Raw genomic sequence first — 21,646 nt, 5'->3', positions numbered from 1 at the left:
AGTAGTCATTTTTTGGGCAGCAGCCAATCGATCGGGCGCTCACCGGGCAGTCGGCCGATGCCGGTGACCTGCGTCCAGGAGTTGATCCGGAACGGGGGGCCCGACGCCGTGGTCCACTTGAAGCCGCTGGGGAGCTTGGAGTCGGGCTGCAGGTCGACGAAGATGCGGACCGGACCGCCCTTGTTCAGCAGCTGGTTGGCCATGAGCTGGTTCCCGCCCAGGAAGTCCAGCACCTGCTGCTCGGTCTGCGGGAACGGGTCAATCGACGTGATCTTGCCGCGCATCAGGCCGAACGCCTGCGAGGGCGCCGACGACACGTCCATGTCGACCTTGTCACCGGGCTTCAGCTGGCCGGCCTTGGTCGCGGAGGCGAACAGGACGGCCACCAGCCGGTCGTTCTTGGCGTCGGTGCGCTCCACCGTCATGAACGTCGCGCCCGCTTGGACGTACTGCCCGTTGGCGACCAGCAAGGCGATGGCCCGGCCGGAGAAGGGGGCCCGGATGATCTGGGTCTCGCCCTGCGGCTCGACCAGGGACAGCACCGGGGCGCCCTTGGTCACGACGGCCCCGGTGTCGACGTAGACGTTCGACACCATCCCGCTCTGCGGGCTCTCGACCTTCGACACGCCCTGCGGGTGCGTCAGGAGGCCCGGTACGTCGACGCTGCGGGCCAGCGAGCCGTTGTAGGACCACACCAGACCGCCCGCGAGGATCACCGCGGCGACCGACAGCACCAGCCAGGCGCGCGGACGCGCCAGGCGCACGGGGCTGTCCAGGTCGTCGGGCTGCCGCAGGTTCTCCAGTGCCTTACGCCGGAACTCCATCGCCGCCCTCCTTTCCGCGGCTGCCGAGCAGGAACTCGCCGACGGTCGACTCGCTCTCCCACGGAACCCCGGAGGCGGCGGCGAAGGCGTCGGAGTCGCCGCCGCCGAGCCCGCAGCCCGCGAGCCCCATGGCGGTGGCCACGCTGTACATCACCTGGTAGAGCACCCCCACGTGCTTGAGCACCAGGGCGTACCCCATCGTCGAGTACTTCCACATCACGCGCCCGAAGCGCGCCGTGACCAGCAGCGTCACCTGCGGCGTCTCGGACATCTGCGCGGTCGCGCGGGACATCTCGGCGAGACGGGTGAGCGCCGGCCCGGGCTCGGCCACCAGCTCCAGCCGGTGTCCTTCGGGGTCGTAGTGGTACAGGCCCGGTTCGACCCCGTCCACCCGGTGGATCAGCGGATAGATCTCCAGCTCGTACGCCCGGCCGCCGGACGGGTAGGGCCGGTCGCCCAGTTCCTGCGCACCGTCCTGGTAGCGGCCCCGGTTGCGCGCGCTCCGGTACAGGAACTCGCCCAGCTGCTCGGTCGTGAGCGGCGCCGCGCCGTCGTGCAGCCGCAGCGACTTCCGGTCCTCCAGCACCTCGGTGAGGGTCCGGTCGCTCGCGCGCAGCGCCTGCAGGTCCGCGCGGGGGAGCTCCACCGCGCGGCCGTCGAAGGACGGCCGGACCGCGGGCAGCGGCTCGGCGACGTCCTTGGCCCAGTACGTGCCGCCGTACGGCAGGTCGTGGCGTCCGACGCGGGTACGGCTGTGGAACCACAGCTCGTGCGGCGACCACTGCGCGAAGCGGAAGTCCTCCTCGGCGGCGCCGCTCCGCGGGACCAGGAAGCCGTGCCGGGCCAGCGCGCCCAGGAGCGCCGGGACCGCTGCGGGGTAGTCCACCGGGTACGCCGGCGCGCCCTCGGCGCCGCCGGGACCCGGCTGCTCGCCCGGCGCGGCGGCCAGCGAGGCCAGCAGCGCGGCGAGCGCCGGGTCATGCAGTTCCGCGGCGACGTGCGCCAGCGGCGACTCGAGCACCATGCCCGTGCCCTCGGTGCGCAGCACGGCGAACCGGGACATCCGCAACTCGGCCGGGTCGGCGTCGTGCTGGGGAGCGGGCGGGACGGCGGGGCCGAGCGGGCGGAAGGTCAGCACGGGCGAGCCCGCGACCTCCAGGGTGACGGAGAGCCAGCCGCCGGCCCGCAGCCTCTGCAGGAGCTTGGGCATCTTGAGCATGCCCATCTCGCCCTCGTGGCTCCGGACGACGTCCAGCAGCGCGTCGGCGTCCACCTGCTGGGCGGCGAGCAGCTCGACGGCCGCCGCCTGCCCGGGCGACAGGGTGCCCAGCGAGGTACCGCGCTGCCCGATGAAGATCTGGGTCGCCCCGCTGGGAACGGGGACGACCCGAGCGCCCGGGTGAAGGTGCAGGAGCTCCCCGACGCGCGTCGGGTCGGGAGCGGGCGGGGGTGTGCTGACGACGTCGTTGGGATCGGGACCAGTCATGACATCTCCAGAGAGACTGCGGTGGGGAAAGCCCTGCCACGGGGCAGGGGCGTGACGGCCAAGGCCGCCGCCACCCGGCGGGACCCGCTCGGGTGGCGGCGTGAGGGGTGGATCAGAAGAAGACGCTGCGCGGGTTCATCCGGTCCTCGGCGGTGGCCCCGGACACCCAGCCCAGCTCGACCGGCACGTCGTAGAGCCGGCCCGGGCCCAGCCGGCGCCAGAAGTGGCGCATGCCGGGGACCATGACCTTGGCGACCTTCAACTCCAGGTCGGGCAGGCTCTGGTCGAGGACGATCACTTCCATCCCCGCCTTCTCGACCCGCTCGACACCGTTGCGGATGTCCTTGGCCAGGTCGCCGGAGAACAGGCCGGAGTAGTCGGCGGCCGAGGTGGTGGAGAGCTTCCCGGACGGGACGACCCAGGGGTCGCCCGCGACCGTCACCTGCTGCAGCCACGCGAGCGTGTCCGGGTCGTCCTCCCAGTAGTCCGTGGACCCGTCCGGCTTGCGGTTGATCACCGCCGGCAGGAACTGGTTGACCTCGGTGAGGGCCCGCAGGACGGCGATCCGCACGTCCAGGTGCGCGCCGAATCCCAGCAGCACGTCCTCCACCGGGTGGTCGACCCGGCGCGAGACCGCGGCCATGGTGGGAATGCCGATGTCGGTGGTGATGTCCACCACCTCAAGGGTGCGGTTCATCCCCGCGTAGAACTCGCGCAGGGTGTCGATGTACGGCTCGTGCAGGCTGTCGAGGTCGAAGCCGGGGCGCAGCGCCCGGTTGTACCACCACAGGCCGACCGCGTCGCGCTCGCAGAGCTCGTAGAACGCCTGGAGGATGGCCTCTTCGAGGGTGTTCCCGGCGGCGTTGCCGTTGCCGTCGCTGAAGCAGTAGAAGTTGTCCACCAGGTCGGGGTGGCCGAACCAGGCGTAGCCGGACGGGACCAGCCGCTCCCGGTCGTGGGTCAGCGACCACGCGGCCGTCCAGTCGATCTCGCGGCCGGTGTCGAACGGGTCCGGCACGATGTGCAGCCGGCCGGCGCCGTTGTGGTTCCACTCCTCCCGGTTGGCGTACTGGGCCTGCGAGTACTGGAGCAGGTCGTTGGCGTGCACCGCCAGGTCGGGACCGAGCGCGTCGAAGCTGGCCCGGCGGGTGGCGCGGTCGTTGCGCCACACGCCCGAGTACCGCTCGATGGCCTCGCACATGCCGCTGACGCGGGCCTGGATGTCGGTGCGGCCCTTGCCGCCGCTCTGCCCGCGCAGGTTGCGGCGCAGCATGGCGAGGTTGTCGCCGGGCATCGCGAAGTTGTGGCCGGCCGAGTAACTGTAGGTGACACCGTTGTCGACGTCGTTGAGCAACCGCAGCGAGCTGACGGCGCCGGTCAGTCGGCTGACGTGCTTCTCCAGCCGCTTGTAGGTGTCGTCGGGGCGCATCGTGCGGTGCCCGCCGTCCGCGCTGAACCGCACGGTCTGCTCGGTCAGTTCGATCCGCGGGTCGATGTGCAGGACCGAGGGGTCGCCGCAGCCGGGGCACTGCGGCTGCCGGATCAGCTGGTGGCGCTCGGTCCGCATGGTCGGGACGTGCACCGAGACCAGGACACCCCGGTAGTCGGACGCCTGCGCCCCGATGATGCCGGCCACGGCGCCGACGACCATCTGTGCCGAGAGCCCGCCCGACCAGGGGGAGGTCGCCAGCGAGGTGATCAGCGGAGCGTCGTCCCCGCGCTTGCGCTTGAGGTACGCCTCCACCTGCCGGTTGCCGTCGAGCCGTTGGGCCAGGCAGTGCCAGCAGCCGGTGGCGTCCGGCACGATGTAGGGGCCGGTCCAGACGTCGGCGCCGTTGGGCTTGGCGAGCAGCCAGGGGATGCCGGCGTCGCGCAGGCGGGCGTCGACGGCGGCGAGTTCGGGGTTGCAGTAGTCGTCGGCGAGCACCACGACCAGGGTCGGGGCGGCCGCACCGGCCGCGGCGGCGCTGACCGGCCGCACCTCGATGCCGGTGGTCCGCAGCGCGGCGACCACCTCGGCCTCGTCCACCGCGCCCACCGAGGTGATCTCCACCTGGGCCTCGCTCAGCCGCCGGGCGGCCTCGGTGGCGTCCACTCCCTGGGCCTCCCAGAAGGCCACCGAGGCGCGGTCGGTCCCGACCGGCCCCTCGGCGAGGTGGTGGAACCGCTGGTACTTGCTGATGGCGAAGACGACTTCACCCAGCGTGAAGCGGTCGGAGAGCTTCTGGGCTATCTCGGCGACCGTATGGGTCCCGTCCAGGAAGGGCACCACATCGGCGACCGCCTTTCCCTGGACCAGGTAGTGGCCTTCCTCCGCGACGAGGAAGACCCGATCCGAGCCGACGACCTGCGGGACAAGGTGTGCCTTGAAGCGAGGCAGATCCACCGCGACCTCCAATAAACAAATTCGACGTGATCCGACACTTTAATACCCGCCAAGAAGGGTAGAGCAAGGAAGTCAGGAAGCGCGTCGGCTAATTATTCGGTGCCCCTCGACTGTGTATGCCAGGTGCCCCTCTTATCTGTAGGGGGTGCCTTCTCTAAACCTAGTGGTCCCCCTCTTCTAGCGGCTCTGAGCTGCTGTAACGGTATGAGGTACCGGCTTCTTGGGGTGTGGGGAAGGGCGCAAAAATGATCGGCCCATAATTGAGGAGTTCGCGGTTGACTTACCGGCCGTCGGCTCTGAATGATTTCCCGCATCCACGGCGAGCCGGCATGGCTTGACGGCAATCGACAAACGAGGGGTACTCATGGAACCCAGGGAGCGGTCGGCGTTCGTCAGCGCTTACACCAAGGTGCTGACGAATGCATGGTCGGACGACAACTACGTGACGAAGCTGGAGCAGAACCCGCGCAACACGCTGGCCGAGCAGGGCCTGGAGCTGCCGGCGAACGCCACCGTGCGGATCGTCCGGGCCATCGGGGGCGACCCCGACCTGGAGGCCCAGGTGACCCTCTGGGAGGCCGGCAAGACGACCGGTGTGTACGAGCTGCGGGTGCCGAGCTCGCCGCAGATCGAGGACCGTGAGCTGTCCGAGGCCGACCTGGAGGCCGTAGCGGGCGGCGACAACACGTACTGCTGCTGCTGCTGCCCTTGCTGCACCTGCACCTGACAGGCAGGGCGTCGCGGCGTCCCCCTGACGCCGCGGTGCCGCCTTCAACTTCAGCCGTCAATCACCCTCAGACCCTCAGAACCTCGAGGTGATGCAAGATGCCCGGACCGGAGATCATCGGTGTGTCCGGACTGCGCAAGTCCTACGGGGCGGTCCCGGTGCTGCACGGGGTCGACCTCCACGTGGGACGTGGTGAGATCTTCGCTCTGCTCGGCCCCAACGGCGCGGGGAAGACCACCACGCAGGAGATCCTCACGGGCTTCGGCAGCCGCAGCGCCGGATCGGTCAGCGTCCTCGGCCAGGACCCGGTGGGCGCCGGGCCCCAGTGGCGCGCCCGCCTCGGCATCGTCCCCCAGGACATGGGCTCCTTCGACGAACTCACCGTCAAGGAGGTCGTCTCGCACTTCGCCTCCCTGTACCCCGACCCGTTCCCGGTCGACACCGTGATCCAGCGGACGGGACTCGGTGAGAAGGCGAACGAGCGTACCGGCCGGCTCTCGGGCGGCCAGCAGCGCCGCCTGGACATCGCGCTCGGCATCGTCGGGCGCCCCGAACTCGTCTTCCTCGACGAACCCACCACCGGGCTGGACCCGCAGGCCCGGCGCGTCACCTGGGACCTGATCCGGGAGCTGGCCACGGACGGCACCACGGTGATGCTCACCACCCACTACCTCGACGAGGTCGAGGCGCTCTGCGAGCGGGTCGCCATCCTTCTGCGCGGGAGGGTCGCCGCAGAAGGCGCGCCCGGGGACATCGGCGGCCGCGCCCACGGCGAGGCCGTGATCGAGTTCCACGCCGTCGGCCCCCTGCGCGGGGCGCAACTGCCGTCCGTGCACGGCGCCGGAACACCGTCGGTCGGAGGAGCGGACGGCCAGGTCCGGATCAGCACCGCCACGCCGGCCGCGGTACTGCGCGTCCTGCTCGACTGGGCGGTCCGGCTGGGCAGTTACGACCTCCCGGGACTGACCGTCACCAGGCCCACGCTGGAGGACGTCTACCTCCGGATGATCGCATCGGCCGACGCCGCGACTTCGGCGCCCGCGCCCGGACTGGAGCACATCGCATGACTGGCGGATTCGAAACCACGGCTGTGGGGTACCGCTCCGAGCCCCCCACGCGCGACCAGCGGATGCCCTCGGTCGTGCGGGTGGCGGCCTCCCGCGCCGGCATCGAGCTGAAGTGCTACTTCCGCAACCGGCAGGCGGTGATCTTCACCTTCGCCCTGCCGCTCGTGCTGCTGCTGATCTTCGGCGCCATCTTCAGCGGCGACGCTCCCGGCACCCACACCCCCATGAAACAGGTGCTGATCGCCGGGATCATCGCCTCCGGCATCATGAGCACCACCTTCTCCAGCCTCGCCGTCGCCATCGCCATCGAGCGCGACGACGGCACCCTGCGCCGGCTGGCCGCGACCCCCATGTCGCCGGTGTCGTACTTCCTGGGCAAGGTCGCCCAGGCCTTCGTCACCGGGGTGCTGGAGACCGTGGTGCTGCTGACCGTCGGCGTGACCCTGTTCGGGCTGCACCTTCCGAACACCGGGGCTCGCTGGTTCACGTTCGCCTGGGTGGTCGTCCTCGGCATCGTCGCCTGCTCCTTCCTCGGCATCGCCTACAGCCGGGTGGCGCCGAACGCGCGTGCCGCGGCGCCCGTGGTCCAACTGCCGTACCTGGCGCTGCAGCTCATCTCGGGAGTGTTCTTCGTGTTCACCCAGCTCCCCGGATTCATGCAGGTGGTGGCGAGCTGCTTCCCGCTCAAATGGATGGCCCAGGGCCTGCGTTCGGCGTTCCTGTCCGACTCCTTCCAGAAGGCCGAGGCGGCCGGGAGCTGGGAGCACGGGCGTACGGCGCTGGTGCTCGGCGTGTGGTGCGTGGTCGGGCTCCTGCTCAGCCTGGCAGCCTTCAAATGGGAGCGGGCCAAGGAATGAACGGGCCCGGCAGGATGAGGACGTGGACCGCCGTGGCAGCCTTCACGGTGCTCGTCGCCGGATGCGGCAGCGGTGCGTCCACGCCCACGGCACACGCCTCCGACGGGCCGCCCCCGCCGGTCGGCGTGCCCCTGGCGACCAAGCTGCTCCAGCAGTACGCGGAGAAGAGCAACGCGGTCGGCCTCGAGAACGTCCACGACCTGTCCGGCATCGAGGAGCCGCCGGCCTCGATGGCGAGCCAGGCGGACCTGACGCTCAAGAACGCGCAGAAGGTCAAGGTGTCGGACCGGAGCTTCGTCACCCCCCGCTTCGTCTTCCCGCGCGTCAGCGGTTACCCGCGCTACTTCCTGGCGACCGCCCCGCAGCTCCAGTCCGACCGGGTCACCCCGGTACCGGCGTACCTCCTGTTCGTCAAGGACCGGGCGTCGGAGCCGTACCGGGTCGCCTACTACCCGCTGGCCAAGGACACCAACGGGCTGCCGGCGCTCGCCGAGGACAGCGTCCACGGCGAGCCGGCGGTCACCAGCAGCGACGGCCTGCTGGTGTCGCCCGACGCGCTCGCCAAGGCGTACAACGACTTCGCCGAGGGCCACCGCGACTCCGACGTGCCACTGGCCCCGAGCGACGCGCTCAACGTCGATCTCGCCGGCATGTACGACGCCACCGCCCAGGAGCTGAAGACCCGCGGCGGCGAGCTGACCCGGACCCTGCTGCCGCGGGTCTTCCCGTCCTACATGCTGCGCACCCGGGACGGAGGGGTACTGGCGTTCACCGCCGTCACCGTGAAGGACCGGATGCGGCCCGCGTCCGGCACCGGAACGGTGGCCCTCGACCCCGACAGCCCGGAGGCCGTCATGGCGGGCAGCCCCCAAGGAGCGCACGCCCCCGAGTACGTGATCAAACGCCTCGAGGTGTACCTCAGCGTCATCCCGCCCGCCTCCGCACCGGGCTCCGGGGTCCAGCTCCTCGGCTTCAGCGACTTTCTGCTGTCGGTCCACTGAACGGTCCGCCCTTCGTGGCCGGCACACACGACTCCCGGCCTTCCAGGCCGGACCGTCCGGGCGTCGACCGCGACGCCCGGCAAACCATCGAGCAACAAGGAGAACCATGGAACCCAGGGAGAGGTCGGCGTTCGTCAGCGCCTACACCAAGGTGCTGACGGCCGCATGGTCGGACGACAACTACGTGACGAGGCTGGAGGAGAACCCGCGCACCGCGCTGGCCGAGCAGGGTCTGGAACTGCCGGCGAACGCCACCGTGCGCATAGTCCGGGAGATCGGGGGCGACCCCGACCTGGAGGCTCAGGTGACCCTCTGGGGGGCCGGCAAGGCGAGCGGTGTCTACGAGCTGCGGGTGCCGAGCTCGCCGCAGATCGAGGACCGTGAGCTGTCCGAGGCCGACCTGGAGGCCGTGGCCGGCGGCGACAGCTACTGCTGCTGCTGCTCGCCGTGCTGCACCTGCACCTGATCTGACACCGCGGAACCGGGCGGCCGTGACGGACGGGGAAACCGTCAGTCACGGCCGGCCGGTTCCGGCGCGGCCGGTCAACGCAACGGAGATCAAGAAGGGTTCGAGAAATGACGTCAGCCGACCTGCCAGCCGGACTCGGGCAGCCCTCTGCCGTGGCTGGACGGCGCCAAGCGCACCTGGTCGAGCTGACCGTGATGCCCGGCGTCCGCTACAGCTCCGTGCTGGGCTACCTGCAGGCCGCCGCCGAGGCGGACCCGGAGCTCGCCGAGGCGTGCTCCTTCACCAAACACGTGTACATGCAGGGCGGGGACGCCTTCGAAGCCACCTGCGCCAAGGTGCTGGGCGCGCTGCAGGACCCCCTGGTGGTCGCCTTCACCGTCTACTTCTGGAACCGGCCCAGCACGCTCGAACTGGCCCGCCGGATCAAGGACCGCTGGCCCGGCTGCCGCATCGTGGTCGGCGGCAACGATGTGACGCACCAGCAGCAGGTGCTGTTCACCGAGGCTCCCTGGGTCGACGTCCTCGTCCACGGCGAGGGGGAGATCCGCTTCCGCGACCTGCTGCGGGTGTTCCTGCGCCACCAGGACCCGGCCGCCGCGGACGACGAGATGGCGGACGTGCCCGGCATCAGCTACCGCTCCGCCGGCGGCGAGGTGGTCACCACCGCCGAGGCCCCCCGGATCGCGGACCTCGGCGAGCTGCCCTCGCCGCTGCTCGGGAGCACCTGGAGCGACGAGGACATCGCGCAGTCCCGGATGCTGGTGTACGAGACCAACCGGGGCTGCCCCTACTCCTGCGCCTTCTGCTACTGGGGCGGTGCCACCAACTCCAAGGTCCGCCAGTTCCCCATGGAGCGCATCCAGGACGAACTGGAGCGCATCGTGCGGGTGGCCGCCGACGGCACCCAGCTGTTCATCGCCGACGCCAACTTCGGCATCGTCGCCCGCGACGTGGACATCGCCCGCCACATCGTGGAACTGTGCCGGCGCCACAACAAGCGGCTGCTGGTGATGACGAACTGGGCGAAGAACACCAACGGCCGGGTCGTGGAGATCGCGGGGCTGCTGTACCGGGCGGGACTGACCGGGGCCATCACCCTGTCGGCGCAGTCCTTCGACGCCGAGGTGCTGCAGATCGCCAACCGCCGCAACATCCGGGTCGACAACTACCGCCGTATGCAGACCCAGTTCCGGGCCCAGAACATCCCGACCTACACGGACCTCATCTGGGGCCTGCCCGGCGAGTCCCGCGCCACCCACCTGGCCGGGATCGAGGAGGCGATCGCCTCGGGCGGCGCCCCCGTCATCTACCCGCTGCTGCTGCTCAACAACACCGACTACACGCACGACCGCTTCCGCGACGACCACGGCCTGCGCACCCGGCACATGCCCTGCGACCCGGGGAACACGGACCTGCTGGCCGACGTGGTGATCGAGCACTCCCGGATGTCCTTCGAGGACTGGCTCAGCGGGATGGCCTTCCGCATCCCGCTGACGCTCTTTCACAAGTGCCTGCTCCGGTCGACGCTGAGGGTGCTCGCCGAGACCTCCGGGGTGCGCACGGTGGACCTGGTGGAACTGCTCGGCTCCTTCCTCCGCGAGGGTGGCGGGGAGGACCCCCTGATCTCCTTCCTGATGGCGGACTACGCCCGTTCCTGGCGCGAGCCCGCCAGCTTCAACCGCGCCCGCCTGTACGGGTACATCGGGCGTCCCGTCATCCACGAGGAGGTCCACTACCAGGCGATCCTGCGGCGCATCGTGGGCGATGAGGACCGTGCCGCCCGCTACGCCGAGGCCGCCGTGGACTTCCTCTACGACGCGCTCAGGTCCCAGGGGCACCCGCTGCCGGACCGTGCCGACCTCGACATGGTCAAGGACCTGGACCTGGCCGCGGCAGCCGTGTTCCGCGCGGGGATCCACGGGAAGGTGGAGCAGCACGAACTCGCCCTGCCCGGCTCGCTGTTCGAGCTGCTGAGGACCTACGGCGACGTTCCCGGCGGAGCCCCCGTGGTCGCGTCCGGTGAAGATCTGGTGCACGTCCGCATCGAGGTGCCCGAGTCGCGGAGTCGCTACCCGTTCAGCGCATACGCTCTCTCGGTCTGGCACGGCAGCGGACGGCCCCTCCACGACGTCGGCATGCGCCTCGATGCCCAGCGCATGCCGGGACAGGGGGACCGCACGAGTATCGCGGTGCCGTAGCCAGCACAGGTCGCCCCCCAGCGACGCCCCCCGCAGAATCCACCCTCAGGAAGGACCCCCCGCCTTGAACCAAAACCTGCGCCGCATCACCCCGGCCGTCTACGCAGCGGCCATCCTCGTCGGCTTCCTCATCAACACCACCGCCGGGATCGTGGTGATCGTCGTCGGCGGCATTCTCAGCAGCATGGTGTACACCATGACCAGGGGCGGCGGCGAGGGCGCCACCCCGCGCCGGGCGCCTCGGCAGCGCAACCGCCGCTGAGGCAGCACGGGCCAGGAGACAGACGCGAGCAGGGCGGCTGCCTCCCGACCGCGGGTCGGGGACCTTGTGCGTGCCCGCCCGCCCGTGCGGCGCCATCGATCGGGGGACCGGTGGCGCGGAAAGCCGGGCGGGCGGGGCCCGCACGGACACCTGCTCTCTTGACCGCGGTCGACGTTCCCGATCACGGTCGCTGCTCCGATGCCCGCAGCCATCCCCGGGCAACTGATGAGGAAACCGGACCGACTTCAGCAGCGGCTTCCCCTGAGCGGGGCAGGGGCCGTCGAGCACGGGGTGCTCGGCATGCGGCGCGGGGGTCGGGGACAGCAGACCAGGAGGGCATTGTGAGCAACGACCGGGACAACAGCCGCGCGGGCGGCACCGGTCCCGTCGATGACCAGTCGGAGTCCGAGTACACCGACGAGTTCAGCACCCGTGCGCTCCGTATCGGTCCGCGCCTGCAGTCCTGGTACATGGTGAGCGCGCCGGACGGCGACGAGCCGGAGGCTCTGGCTGAGCCGGAGGCAGTTGCTGAGCCGGAGGCTCCGGCCGAGCCGGAGAGCGAGGAACCAGAGGACGCGGTGCCCCCTGGGTTCTTGCCGCGGAAGGCCTCGGCCGACCCGGAGGGCGGGGAACCGCAGGCCCCGGCGCCGGAAGCGCAGGCCCCACCCGAGCCCGGCCAGGGCGGTTACGGCTTCCCGCCCCACGGGCAGCCCGAGTCCGACGCCACGCGAGCGACGCAGAAGCTGTCCGCGCAGGCCATTTACGAGTACGGGCAATCGATCCAGTCCGGCCAACCCGCAGCACCCGCCGGGCCCGTACCCCCCGCCCAGCCGGTGCCGCCGATGGGGACTCCGCCTGCGGGTATGCCGGTGCCGCCGATGGGGACCCCGCCGGGTGGCATGCCTGTGCCGCCGACGGGCACTCCGCCTGCCGGTATGCCCGTGCCGCCGATGGGGACCCCGCCTGCCGGTATGCCCGTGCCGCCGACGGGCATGCCGAAGCCGGACGCCGTGCCCGGCGACCCCCAGGCCCCGCAGCCCGCGGCGCCGCAGGGCTTCGGCCCGCCCGTCGTCCCGCCCGGGGGCAGTTGGCCCCAGGCCACTCCGGATCAGCAGGCGCAGCCCGGGCAGGGGGGAGAGCCCTTGGGCTACACCGCGGCGGTGGAGCTGAGTTCGGATCGGTTGCTGCGTAATCAGCCGAAGCCGAAGAAGCCGGGTGCCAATGCGCAGCCGTCGCGGTTCAAGATCGGTGGGAAGAAGGAGGAGGCGGAGCGGCAGCGCAAGCTGGAGTTGATCCGTACTCCGGTGCTGTCGTGCTACCGGATCGCGGTGATCAGTCTCAAGGGTGGTGTGGGCAAGACGACCACGACCACCGCGCTGGGTGCGACGCTGGCGAGTGAGCGGCAGGACAAGATCCTTGCGATCGACGCGAACCCGGACGCGGGCACGCTGGGTCGTCGGGTGCGGCGGGAGACGGGCGCCACGATCCGGGACCTGGTCCAGGCGATCCCGTATCTGAACAGCTATATGGACATCCGGCGGTTCACCTCGCAGGCGCCGTCGGGTCTGGAGATCATCGCCAACGACGTGGATCCGGCGGTGTCCACCACGTTCAACGACGACGACTACCGGCGGGCGATCGACGTGCTGGGCCGGCAGTACCCGGTGATCCTCACCGACTCCGGTACCGGTCTTCTGTACAGCGCGATGCGTGGTGTGCTGGATCTGGCCGACCAGTTGATCATCGTGTCGACGCCGTCGGTGGACGGTGCGTCCAGTGCGAGCACGACGCTGGACTGGCTGTCCGCGCACGGCTACGCAGACCTGGTCTCGCGGAGCATCACCGTGATTTCGGGGGTGCGTGAGACCGGCAAGATGATCAAGGTCGAGGACATCGTCGCGCACTTCCAGATGCGCTGCCGCGGGGTGCAGGTCGTGCCGTTCGACGAGCACCTGGCCGCGGGTGCCGAGGTCGACCTCGACATGATGCGGCCCAAGACCCGCGAGGCGTACTTCAACCTCTCCGCGATGGTCGCCGAGGACTTCGCACGCACCCAGCCGGGACAAGGCCCGTGGACCGGCGGCGCCGGGAACCAGCCCGCCGCCCCCACCCCCTTCGGGCCCGGGCCCTACGGACCGTCCACCCCGCCGGGAGGCACGCCCAGCCCCTACGGACCGTCCACCCCGCCCGGAGGCACACCCACCCCGTACGGCACCCCCGCGCAGTCCGGCCCGTACGGCAGCCCGCCCCAGCCCTACGGAACGCCACCGCAGAACCAGCCGGGGGCCGATCCGCAACAGGGCTACGGCTACCCGCCGTCCCAGCCCGGATCCCAAGGATGATCGCCGAACCCGCCCCACGGGCGCGGATATAGTCCGGCGTCATGGACGCAGACCTCGGGAGGGTGCTGGCCGGCCGGTACCGGTTGATCGCACGGGTGGGGCGCGGCGGCATGGGCGCCGTGTGGCACGCCCACGACGACCGGCTGGACCGGGACGTGGCCGTCAAGGAACTCGTGCTGCCCGGGCACCTGACCGCGGCCGAGCGGGAGAACTGGATCGCCCGGCTGGACCGCGAGGCGCGCGCGGCCGCCCGGCTGAAGCACCCGGGCATCGTCACCGTGCACGACCGCACGGCGAGCGAGGACGGACGCCCTTGGATCGTCATGGAGTTGGTGCGCGGCGGGTCGCTGGCCGACCTGCTCGCCGCCCAGGGGCGGCTGGCTCCCGAGCAGGCGGCCCGCATCGGCCTCCAGGTGCTCGACGCGCTGCACGCCGCGCACCTGGCGGGCATCACCCACCGGGACATCAAGCCCGCGAACATCCTGCTGGAGCAGGACCGGGCCGTGCTGACCGACTTCGGCATCGCCGCCCTCGACGGGGACGCGACGCTGACGGCCTCGGGCTCGCTCCTGGGCACCCCGGCGTTCATGGCGCCCGAGCAGGTGCGCGGGTTGCCCGCCACCGCGGCGTCCGACCTGTGGTCGCTGGGGGCGACGCTCTACGCGGCGGCGCAGGGGCACCCGCCGTTCGACGGCACCAACCCCGGCGCGGTCCTCGTCGCCGTGGCCACGGAGGAGCCGATTCCCGCGGTGGGGACGGGGCCCCTTGAGCCCGTGCTCAGCGGTCTCCTGCGCAAGGACCCCGCCCAGCGGCTGACGCATGGTCAGCTCCGTCCGATGCTGGGCCGCATCGCCGCCGCGGCGCCCTACGTGCCCACTCAACCGTCCATGCCGCCACCGCCCTTGGCCGCCCCGCAGGCTCCGCCGGTCCCGCCGGCAGCGCCCCGGAAGCCGAGGAGGACCACGGCGATCGCCGCCGCGGTGCTGGTGCTGCTCGCCGGCGGCGGTCTCGCCGGGTACCTGCTGCACGACTCCCACAAGAGCGCGGACAAGGACTCCGCGGCGTACAAGGCCAACGTGCGCGGGGCCCAACAGCTCGGGGAGCCGGACGGGTTCCGCCGGACGTCGGAGACGAAGCTCGCCGGGGACAAGGTGCGCGTGACGTACACGACGACGGCCGTCTGCGGCTCGTGCGGCAGTCAGCCGAGGGCGGTGACGGACTGGCTCAAGGCCCAGCCCGACGTCAAAGCGGTGTTCCTCTACCCGCGAGGCTACGGGACCGGGGGCTGCCACAACCGAGGGGACTGCCTGCTCGGCGTCGACTCCGCCGGCCGCCCTCCCCTCGCAGGCGGCCAGTGGTACGTCAAGGACGGTCGGCTCGTCTTCCAACTCGACGTCGGCTGAGCCGGATTGCGGGGGTCCTCGCGCTTTTACCCGATGCCCAGGACCGGCAGGCACGCTTCGACGCCGGCCAGTTCGATGTCGTCCCGGCGGACCCGTTCCCAGGCGTCACGGGTGAGCCGCCACTGCTGGATCCGCGCGGGCTCGCCGCGGCGGGTGTCCCAGTCCGTGCCGTTCGGCTCGTAACCCAGGCCGCGGGAAATGCCGTTGGACGCTTCGTTGTCGACGAAGGCGTCGCTGCCGGCTTCGCGTGCGCCCAGCCCGGCAAAGGCCAACTGCAGGACCGCCGCCCGCATTTCCTTGCCGAGCCCCTGTCCGCGGCTGCCAGGAGCCAGCCACGAGAAGCTGGACACCGTGCCGAACCGCGTGAAGTCCCTGCCGATGAGGTCCTGCATGCCGACCGGTTCGCCGTCGACGAGCACGGCGAAGTACAGCCGCCACGCATCCGGGCTCACGCGGGCGCGGCCGGCCCAGACGGCCCGCAGCCATCGCCATTCGCGTTCGGGGCTGTCGGCGTAGAACGAGATCGGGTCGTCGAACGGCCATGGCCGGGCGTCGGCGACCCCGGCCCGCACGATCGGCACGAGACGCTCCAGCAGCTCGTCCGACGCCCCGGCCAGCGTCAGGCGCGGCGTGCGGACTTCGACGTTCAGCGGGGGATAGGAATGGGCCACGCCCGGACGGTAGCCAGCCCGCCCGGCCTCCGCATCCGGTTTTCCCGACCAGCCCGGCCCCCGGGGCCCGTGCCGAAAGGCGGCACAGGTCCCGGGGGCCGCTGCCTCGGGGTCAGTCGCAGATGAAGGCCCGCTTGGCGTTCAGCATGGCGGCCCTGCGGGCATCCTGCGCCGAGTCCGGGTGGGCGTGCGCCCGGGCAGTGGCCTGCAGCGCGGCCTCGGTCGCGGCAGTGCAGGCGTCGGTGGCGCCGGAAGGGGCGGCTGCCTTCGCCGGGGCCGGAGGGGTGGCGGCGTCATGCGCTGCCTTCGCGGCCGCGGCCCGTGCCTTGGCGGGCGAGGTGGTCGAGGTGGCGTGGGCCTGGGACTGCAGGGTGGCGGCGGTGGCCAGTCCTGCCAGCAGCGTGGTCGCGGTGACTGCGGCGTTGCGCAGCTTGCGGTTACCGGTGCGGGGTGCACGGTGGGACATCGTGGGTTCCGACCTCTCTCCATCGGAGGGGCGCCGGCCGGTGGTGTCCGGACGGCTGACGATGCGAGGGATACGCACGCTGTCCGCGCCAGGTGGCAGCGGTCAGCTGTGATCCACCTCACCCGTGCTGCCTGCCACCGGACGGGCACTGCCGTGCGTACCCCTCCAGCGATCCGGGTAACGTGCCCGACCGCGCGCCCCGACACGCTGGGGCAGGAGTGGAGACGCTGGTGCAGACCGAGGAGTTCGACGACCTCTACGCCGCGGCCTTCCCCCGGCTCGTGCGTCAGCTGACCCTCATGACCGGCGACGCCGACGCCGCACAGGACGCGGTGCAGGAGGCGTTCGTCCGGGCCTGGTCCCGGCGCCGGACCTTGCGCGCGGCCGAGCAGCCGGAGGCCTGGATCCGGACGACCGCCTGGCGTCTGGCCGTGTCCCGTTTCCGGCGCCTGCGCCGCGGCTGGGAGCTGACGCTGCGCCACCAGCTCCCGGCCACCGTCGCGGAACCCTCCCCGGACCGGGTCCTGGTCGAGCAGGCGCTTGCCGCCCTTCCCCCGTGCCAGCGGCGGGTGCTCGTCCTCCACTACCTGTGCGACCTCAGCATCGAGCAGATCTCCGCCGAGACCGGCACACCGGCGGGCACGGTCAAGAGCTGGCTGGCCCGCGGTCGCCGGTCACTCGCGCCGTTGCTCGACACGGAAGAGAAGCAGGACACCCATGCCTGAGCACGACCTCGACGACCGGATCCGCGCGCTGCTGCACACCGCGCCGCTTCCGCCGCTCGCCGCCGCACCCTCCGCCCAACTGCTCAGGTCACGCAGCCGGGCCCGTGCCCGCCGTCGGCGACTTGCCGTGGCGGGGACGGCTGTCGCCCTCGTCGCAGGCATCGGCTGGCATGCGGGTGCGTCCGGGCACGGCGCATCGACGCCGCCGGCAGGGACGCCCTCGATCTCCGCGCACCCCGCGGCAACTCGCGCTGAACTCGCGGCCGTTCGCGCCACCGTGGCGGAGTACTACGGACGACTCCCTCAGGCTTCGGGCGCCGCCGCCGATGCCGAACGCAAGGCCCTGGAGCGCATCCACCTTGCCGCGTCCGCCCTGGCGCAGGCGGCCGCCTCCCCGCAGGACCTGGGCGGACCCGCCCGCGACTGGCCGGCTGTCTGCGGCAACCCGACGACGCCCCTTCATGTCGGCCCGCTCCACCAGACCGGGCCCGGCCGGGCGACGGCGAACGTCTCCGGCGCACCGGGCCCGACCGTCATCACCGTCTCCCTGGCCACGGGCCTCATCACCTCCTGGACCTGCACCTGAACGGCTGCCGCGGGGTTGGGACATCCCGCGGCCGAGCGCGGGGATCAGGCGGCGCCGAGCCCGCTGAACTCCTCCGCCACGATGCCCCCGACCGTCGCGCACCAGCTCGCCGTGTCCAGCGCCCCGGTCTGCGGCAGCCCGTGCAACTGCTGCATGTCCGCCACGGCGGAGACGGTCGCCGCGTCGTACGTGCCGTTGGCCGTCACGCTGTAGCCCTTGTGCGCGAGCATCGACTGGGCCGCGAGTACGGACGGGCCGACGGCGCCCGAGGCGACGGGCAGGGCCAGCGCCTCCCAGGTCGGCTGGGTCACGGTGCCGTTCGAGGACACGGTCAGGCCGTGCGCCTTCTGGAAGCCGGAGATGGCCTTGAGGGTGCTGCTGCTCATCGAGCCGTCGGTCTTCACCTGGTAGCCCTGCGCCTTGAGCAGGTACTGGACCGTGACGACGATCGATCCGGCGCTGGAGGAGTACGGGTCCGGCCAGGTGCGCTCCGGGATGGAAGCGGGGTCCTGGGCCAGCGCCTGCGCCGTCCGCAGCCGCAGTTGCGGGAACAAGGGGTAGAAGGCGTAGCCGGGGCAGTCGGTGTCGTTGAAGTCCCAGTGCCCGAAGATCCGGTGGGCGCCGAGGCCGTACTGCGTGCAGACGTCCGTCAGCAGGCGCACCAGCGAGTCCAGCAGCATCTGGGTGGGCGTCTCGGTGAAGTACGTGCCCTCGTTCTCGATGCCGATGGCCCGGGTGTTCTCGCCCACGGCGTGCGCGCTGACCGGCTGGAACCCGCCGTCGTTCAGCCCTTCGAGGCTCCGGTGACGGCCCTCCAGCACGTAGCCGCCGCGGCTGACGGTGAAGTGCTGGCCGGTGTCGATCCAGCCGTTGGTGTCCATGTGCAGGTCCTGGATCTCCTGCGCCAGGGCGATGGCCCGGTCCCGCGAGTAGTCAGTCGTGTCGGGCCACTCCGTCTGGTGGACGATGATCCTGTCGGTCGACCCGGATGTCGAGATGGGCGAGGACGGCGGACGGGCGCTCCATCCGGCGCAGTCGATGATGTACGAGGTGTCGGCGCCGCTCAGCGGCGCCACCGCGCCCGCCGGACGGGCGGCGAGCAGCTGCTCGCCGCCGATCCCGAGCCCGATGGCCGCCGCGGCCCTGAGGATGCCGCGCCGATTTAAGTACAGGGGGCCGTTCGACATGGGCCCCTCCTCTCCTCCGTTGGGGGGCATCTGCCGGCCCTCACATGGCATATGGACACGCACGGATCCGCGGACTTGTCGGTGTTCAATCATGTCGATGGGGAGTGCGGGGGGAAAGAGGCGGAACGTCAGCGGTCCACGAGCCCTCCGTCCCCCAGCTGCTCACGCAGGCGGGCGGCGTCCGCGGCGGGCGAGCGCGCCCCTCGACCACGGCCGGGCCATCTGCTCGGCCGCGACTTCACCGACGAGCGCCGGGTCGAGCTGCCACCCGCGCCGGCGATCCGGGTGCGCGCACCCCCTGTCCACGGACTGTTCGGCCGTCACCTTCGGCTGACAGACTCTCTGCCCATGGCGAACAGCGGACTGTGGATCGGCATCCTCACCGCGCTGACGGCGCTGGCAGCCAGCTACATCACCGCGCGGGCCACCTTCCGCGCAGCGCGGGCCCAAGCCGAGACGACGACAAGGGCGGAGGCCCTGCGGGAGCAGCGCGAGCGGCGCCGATCCGCCTATCGGGAAATGATGAGCTGCGCACACGCCTTCAACGAGGTCACGTGGCAGATCGACGACGTGGACGCGGCAGACGACCGCGAGGGCAAGGTCCGGCTGCTGACGCGGATGTACGCACGCATTGGCCCGGCCATCGGCGATATGAACAGGGCGATGCATGAGGTCCGGCTCGACGGTCCTCCGGAAGTGTCCGACGCGGCGGATCACGTGCGGAACATGGGGCGGCGCGTGCAGCAGCACCTCAAGGCACTCCTGGGCGACGACAGCCCCGGGCGACGGGACGCCTACGACGCCGCCTACCGGGACTTCCGGGACGCGTACGTCACCTTCATCGGCTTGGCGCGGGGGGCGCTGGAGGTCGACGTCGCCTAGCCGGGAGCCTCCACGTCGCGGGAAGAGCCGCGCGCAGCCACGGCGGACGAACGGCCGCGCCTCGCGTCCACGGCCGCCGGAGCGGCGCCCGCCCGCCGCCAAGTCCGATGGGAGCGTGAACGCGTCCGGTTGACGGAGGCCGACCCAGCAGGAGCCGGGTGAGGATCAAGGCATCCCACCCGCAGCACTCGCTGCCCCGACGCAGGAGGTCCCCATGATCATCGCCATCGTCGACTTCGCCACCGCTGCCACCGACCGCGCGGCCGCCCTCGGCCACTTGGACGCCGAACGCGACCGGGTCAGCGCCATGCCCGGCTGCCTGGCCTTCCGGGTCTACGCCTCCCGGGAGGACGACGGCCGGATCACCATCGTGCACGAGTGGCAGGACAAGGCGTCGTGGGACGGCTACGGGAAGTCGCCCTCCTTCGCGCGTTTCAGCGAGGCGATCCGCCCGCTCATGGTCGGCGCGCCGGTGAGCCGGCGTTTCCAGGCCGAGTTGCTGGAGACGGTCGGCTGACCGGCAGCACCACCGACCACTACGATCGGCCCGTGCGAGGCCATCGATGACGCGCAAGGCGTACAGCTTCGTCCGCACCTTCAACGCGGGACCGGCGCGCGAACTCCGCGCCGATCGCCACTACCTGCTCTGCGCCTCGGAGGGCGCCCTCCGCCTGGAGGCGCAGGGCCGGGCGTGGCTGCTGCCGCCGGCCAGGGCCGCGCTGATCGAGGCGGGCCAGCCGATCGCCGTGAGCATCCCGCGGCCGGTCACGACCGCGTCGGTGCTCTTCGACACCGCATTCGCCCCGCCCCCGCCGGCGCCCCTGACCGTGTTCGACCTCAGCCCCCTCGCACGCTCCCTGGTGGCTGAGTGCGGGACGTGGGGCGAGAGCGACCAACCCCTGACCGCCTACGCCGAGACCCTGTTCGCCGCGCTCGCCGCCGTGACCTGGCGGCTCGCCGAAAAGCCGAGCCCGGTCGTCGTGCCGGTGGGCCGATCCCCGGAACTGCGCCGAGCCCTGCGACTGACCGAGGAGCGGCTCGACCGCGAGGTCCGCTTCGAGGACCTGGCCCAGGAGGTCGGCCTCGCACCGCGCACGCTGGCCCGCCGGTTCGCCGAGGAGACGGGCATGACCTGGCGGGCAGCCCTGCGCCGGATGCGTCTGCTGCGTGCCATCGAGGAACTGGCCGCGGGCGACAGACCGGTGACGAAGATCGCCTACATGGTCGGCTACGGCTCCCTGTCGGCCTTCAACGCCGCGTTCCAGGAACTGACCGGCCGCACGCCCACCGACTACCGCGCCAGCTTCCGCCGTTGACCCGCCCCACCCCCGCCGCGGCCCCGGCCCACGCTCCGTGGTCCCTCGGGAGTCAGTAACCGGCGGTGAAGCGCTGGTTGAGGTGGCGGGGGTTCTCGATCTCGTCGACGAGGGCGACGGCGAAGTCCTCGTAGGAGAGGCGGGCCTGGCCGTCGTCGCCGACGACGGGCTGGTCGAGACCGGTGCGGTAGTGGCCGGTGCGCTCGCCGGGGGCGAAGTGGACCGGCGGCGGGGACAGGTAGGTCCAGGTCACGCTGTCGTCGAGGGCACGGTAGGCGTCGAGCGCGCGGATCTGGGCGGCGGCCTGGGCCTTGAACTCCCCGGGGAAGTCGGGGGAGTCGAAGAGGCGCACGCCCTGCTCGTCCAGGAGGCTGGCGCCGCCGCCCATGTGGAGGATGCGCGGGCCGGCCGCGCCCAGGGCGCGAACGGCGCCGGCGGTGACGGCGACGGCTTCGGTGTAGAGGTCGGTGTCCGGGCCGCCGACGGTCAGCACCAGCGCGTCGGCCCCTTCGGCGAGGCGGGCGACGGACGCGGGGTCGGTGACGTCGCCGGCAGCTGCCCGCACGCCGTCGGGAAGGCCGGTGAGCGCGTCGGGGTTGCGGGCGACGGCGGTGACCTGGTGTCCCCGGGCGGCGGCCTCGGCGACGACCCGTGAGCCGGCCTTTCCAGCGGCACCGAACACGACGATCCTGCTCATGGCGTGATCCTTCCTTCCTGGTGGGTCGAGGCCACGGTGCTGCCTCGGCTTCCACTGTCCGGGAAACCGGCCCCGCCACACCGGCACGACACCC

General features: G+C 71.6%; 20 protein-coding genes and 1 pseudogene. 14 read left to right on the top strand and 7 right to left on the bottom strand.

The features are described 5' to 3' along the window. Positions 1–5: 5 nt before the first annotated feature. The 3 genes from ACH4TG_RS20700 to ACH4TG_RS20690 form a co-directional block, all read right to left on the bottom strand. The gene (locus ACH4TG_RS20700) at positions 6–824 is read right to left on the bottom strand and encodes an HlyD family efflux transporter periplasmic adaptor subunit (RefSeq protein ID WP_398243846.1); all 819 of its coding nucleotides are present in this window, start codon (positions 822–824) and stop codon (positions 6–8) included. After that, the gene (locus ACH4TG_RS20695; RefSeq protein ID WP_398243845.1) at positions 808–2,310 is read right to left on the bottom strand and encodes a SagB family peptide dehydrogenase; all 1,503 of its coding nucleotides are present in this window, start codon (positions 2,308–2,310) and stop codon (positions 808–810) included. The genes ACH4TG_RS20700 and ACH4TG_RS20695 overlap by 17 nt, the downstream gene beginning before the upstream one ends. Before the next feature lie 112 nt (positions 2,311–2,422). After that, positions 2,423–4,696: a TOMM precursor leader peptide-binding protein gene (locus tag ACH4TG_RS20690; RefSeq protein ID WP_398243844.1), complete on the bottom strand. Its 2,274-nt coding sequence runs from the start codon at positions 4,694–4,696 to the stop codon at positions 2,423–2,425. Between the two features lie 364 nt (positions 4,697–5,060). On the opposite strand from ACH4TG_RS20690, the gene ACH4TG_RS20685 reads away from it, so the two are divergent. The 9 genes and pseudogenes from ACH4TG_RS20685 (at position 5,061) to ACH4TG_RS20645 (ending at position 15,022) form a co-directional block, all read left to right on the top strand. Continuing rightward, positions 5,061–5,423 carry a hypothetical protein gene (locus ACH4TG_RS20685; RefSeq protein WP_398243843.1) on the top strand — a complete coding sequence of 121 codons (363 nt, stop codon included), beginning with the start codon at positions 5,061–5,063 and terminating at the stop codon, positions 5,421–5,423. Between the two features lie 98 nt (positions 5,424–5,521). Then, a complete protein-coding gene (locus ACH4TG_RS20680; RefSeq protein ID WP_398243842.1) occupies positions 5,522–6,490 on the top strand; it encodes an ABC transporter ATP-binding protein in 969 nt (322 codons plus the stop codon). Further along, positions 6,487–7,347 carry an ABC transporter permease gene (locus ACH4TG_RS20675; RefSeq protein ID WP_398243841.1) on the top strand — a complete coding sequence of 287 codons (861 nt, stop codon included), beginning with the start codon at positions 6,487–6,489 and terminating at the stop codon, positions 7,345–7,347. Before ACH4TG_RS20680 ends, ACH4TG_RS20675 begins: the two co-directional genes overlap by 4 nt. Positions 7,348–7,379: 32 nt before the next feature. After that, positions 7,380–8,348, top strand: a complete 969-nt coding sequence (locus tag ACH4TG_RS20670) for a hypothetical protein (RefSeq protein ID WP_398243840.1) — start codon at positions 7,380–7,382, stop codon at positions 8,346–8,348. 106 nt (positions 8,349–8,454) lie between these two features. Continuing rightward, positions 8,455–8,814 (top strand): hypothetical protein, encoded by a 360-nt coding sequence (locus ACH4TG_RS20665; protein ID WP_398243839.1) that lies wholly within the window; start codon positions 8,455–8,457, stop codon positions 8,812–8,814. 155 nt (positions 8,815–8,969) lie between these two features. Continuing rightward, positions 8,970–11,015, top strand: coding sequence for a radical SAM protein (locus ACH4TG_RS20660; protein ID WP_398243838.1), 2,046 nt, complete (start codon positions 8,970–8,972; stop codon positions 11,013–11,015). Between the two features lie 64 nt (positions 11,016–11,079). Then, positions 11,080–11,277, top strand: coding sequence for a hypothetical protein (locus ACH4TG_RS20655; RefSeq protein ID WP_398243837.1), 198 nt, complete (start codon positions 11,080–11,082; stop codon positions 11,275–11,277). A gap of 641 nt (positions 11,278–11,918) precedes the next feature. After that, positions 11,919–13,619, top strand: a pseudogene (locus tag ACH4TG_RS20650) (AAA family ATPase); the annotation flags it as partial. Between the two features lie 41 nt (positions 13,620–13,660). Beyond that, on the top strand, positions 13,661–15,022 hold the full coding sequence (locus ACH4TG_RS20645; RefSeq protein ID WP_398243836.1) for a serine/threonine-protein kinase: 1,362 nt from the start codon (positions 13,661–13,663) through the stop codon (positions 15,020–15,022). 26 nt (positions 15,023–15,048) lie between these two features. Here ACH4TG_RS20645 and ACH4TG_RS20640 read toward each other — a convergent pair whose 3' ends face one another. Next, the gene (locus ACH4TG_RS20640) at positions 15,049–15,693 is read right to left on the bottom strand and encodes a GNAT family N-acetyltransferase (RefSeq protein WP_398243835.1); all 645 of its coding nucleotides are present in this window, start codon (positions 15,691–15,693) and stop codon (positions 15,049–15,051) included. Positions 15,694–15,805: 112 nt separating this feature from the next. Continuing rightward, complete coding sequence (locus ACH4TG_RS20635) at positions 15,806–16,159, bottom strand: hypothetical protein (RefSeq protein WP_398243834.1); 354 nt, start codon at positions 16,157–16,159, stop codon at positions 15,806–15,808. A 230-nt stretch (positions 16,160–16,389) separates the two neighbouring features. On the opposite strand from ACH4TG_RS20635, the gene ACH4TG_RS20630 reads away from it, so the two are divergent. Next, positions 16,390–16,884, top strand: coding sequence for a SigE family RNA polymerase sigma factor (locus tag ACH4TG_RS20630; protein ID WP_398243833.1), 495 nt, complete (start codon positions 16,390–16,392; stop codon positions 16,882–16,884). Next, positions 16,877–17,470, top strand: a complete 594-nt coding sequence (locus ACH4TG_RS20625; RefSeq protein ID WP_398243832.1) for a hypothetical protein — start codon at positions 16,877–16,879, stop codon at positions 17,468–17,470. Before ACH4TG_RS20630 ends, ACH4TG_RS20625 begins: the two co-directional genes overlap by 8 nt. A gap of 44 nt (positions 17,471–17,514) precedes the next feature. Here the strand turns inward: ACH4TG_RS20625 and ACH4TG_RS20620 are convergent, their stop codons facing one another. Further along, entirely contained in the window at positions 17,515–18,657 is a 1,143-nt protein-coding gene (locus ACH4TG_RS20620) for a peptidoglycan-binding protein (RefSeq protein WP_398243831.1), read from the bottom strand. Positions 18,658–19,005: 348 nt separating this feature from the next. Here ACH4TG_RS20620 and ACH4TG_RS20615 point away from each other — a divergent pair, with 348 nt between their 5' ends. The 3 genes from ACH4TG_RS20615 (at position 19,006) to ACH4TG_RS20605 (ending at position 20,855) form a co-directional block, all read left to right on the top strand. After that, positions 19,006–19,539, top strand: a complete 534-nt coding sequence (locus ACH4TG_RS20615) for a hypothetical protein (protein ID WP_398243830.1) — start codon at positions 19,006–19,008, stop codon at positions 19,537–19,539. A gap of 214 nt (positions 19,540–19,753) precedes the next feature. Then, complete coding sequence (locus ACH4TG_RS20610) at positions 19,754–20,056, top strand: putative quinol monooxygenase (RefSeq protein WP_398243829.1); 303 nt, start codon at positions 19,754–19,756, stop codon at positions 20,054–20,056. 46 nt (positions 20,057–20,102) lie between these two features. Beyond that, positions 20,103–20,855 carry a helix-turn-helix domain-containing protein gene (locus ACH4TG_RS20605; protein ID WP_398243828.1) on the top strand — a complete coding sequence of 251 codons (753 nt, stop codon included), beginning with the start codon at positions 20,103–20,105 and terminating at the stop codon, positions 20,853–20,855. A 52-nt stretch (positions 20,856–20,907) separates the two neighbouring features. Here ACH4TG_RS20605 and ACH4TG_RS20600 read toward each other — a convergent pair whose 3' ends face one another. After that, positions 20,908–21,552 (bottom strand): NAD(P)-dependent oxidoreductase, encoded by a 645-nt coding sequence (locus ACH4TG_RS20600; protein ID WP_398243827.1) that lies wholly within the window; start codon positions 21,550–21,552, stop codon positions 20,908–20,910. Positions 21,553–21,646: the final 94 nt, after the last annotated feature.

The organism is Streptomyces sp. NPDC020917, assembly GCF_044333795.1.
Lineage (GTDB): Bacteria > Actinomycetota > Actinomycetes > Streptomycetales > Streptomycetaceae > Actinacidiphila.
This window is presented reverse-complemented; position numbering and strand designations above follow the sequence as displayed.

What these genes read in the sequence shown, in the direction of transcription:
- ACH4TG_RS20615 (WP_398243830.1), top strand. Translation starts at nt 19,006, where the DNA reads ATGGCGAACAGCGGACTGTGGATCGGCATCCTCACCGCGCTGACGGCG.
- ACH4TG_RS20635 (WP_398243834.1), bottom strand. Translation starts at nt 16,159, where the DNA reads ATGTCCCACCGTGCACCCCGCACCGGTAACCGCAAGCTGCGCAACGCC.
- ACH4TG_RS20665 (WP_398243839.1), top strand. Translation starts at nt 8,455, where the DNA reads ATGGAACCCAGGGAGAGGTCGGCGTTCGTCAGCGCCTACACCAAGGTG.
- ACH4TG_RS20625 (WP_398243832.1), top strand. Translation starts at nt 16,877, where the DNA reads ATGCCTGAGCACGACCTCGACGACCGGATCCGCGCGCTGCTGCACACC.
- ACH4TG_RS20645 (WP_398243836.1), top strand. Translation starts at nt 13,661, where the DNA reads ATGGACGCAGACCTCGGGAGGGTGCTGGCCGGCCGGTACCGGTTGATC.
- ACH4TG_RS20620 (WP_398243831.1), bottom strand. Translation starts at nt 18,657, where the DNA reads ATGTCGAACGGCCCCCTGTACTTAAATCGGCGCGGCATCCTCAGGGCC.
- ACH4TG_RS20700 (WP_398243846.1), bottom strand. Translation starts at nt 824, where the DNA reads ATGGAGTTCCGGCGTAAGGCACTGGAGAACCTGCGGCAGCCCGACGAC.
- ACH4TG_RS20675 (WP_398243841.1), top strand. Translation starts at nt 6,487, where the DNA reads ATGACTGGCGGATTCGAAACCACGGCTGTGGGGTACCGCTCCGAGCCC.
- ACH4TG_RS20600 (WP_398243827.1), bottom strand. Translation starts at nt 21,552, where the DNA reads ATGAGCAGGATCGTCGTGTTCGGTGCCGCTGGAAAGGCCGGCTCACGG.
- ACH4TG_RS20695 (WP_398243845.1), bottom strand. Translation starts at nt 2,310, where the DNA reads ATGACTGGTCCCGATCCCAACGACGTCGTCAGCACACCCCCGCCCGCT.
- ACH4TG_RS20680 (WP_398243842.1), top strand. Translation starts at nt 5,522, where the DNA reads ATGCCCGGACCGGAGATCATCGGTGTGTCCGGACTGCGCAAGTCCTAC.
- ACH4TG_RS20610 (WP_398243829.1), top strand. Translation starts at nt 19,754, where the DNA reads ATGATCATCGCCATCGTCGACTTCGCCACCGCTGCCACCGACCGCGCG.
- ACH4TG_RS20605 (WP_398243828.1), top strand. Translation starts at nt 20,103, where the DNA reads ATGACGCGCAAGGCGTACAGCTTCGTCCGCACCTTCAACGCGGGACCG.
- ACH4TG_RS20685 (WP_398243843.1), top strand. Translation starts at nt 5,061, where the DNA reads ATGGAACCCAGGGAGCGGTCGGCGTTCGTCAGCGCTTACACCAAGGTG.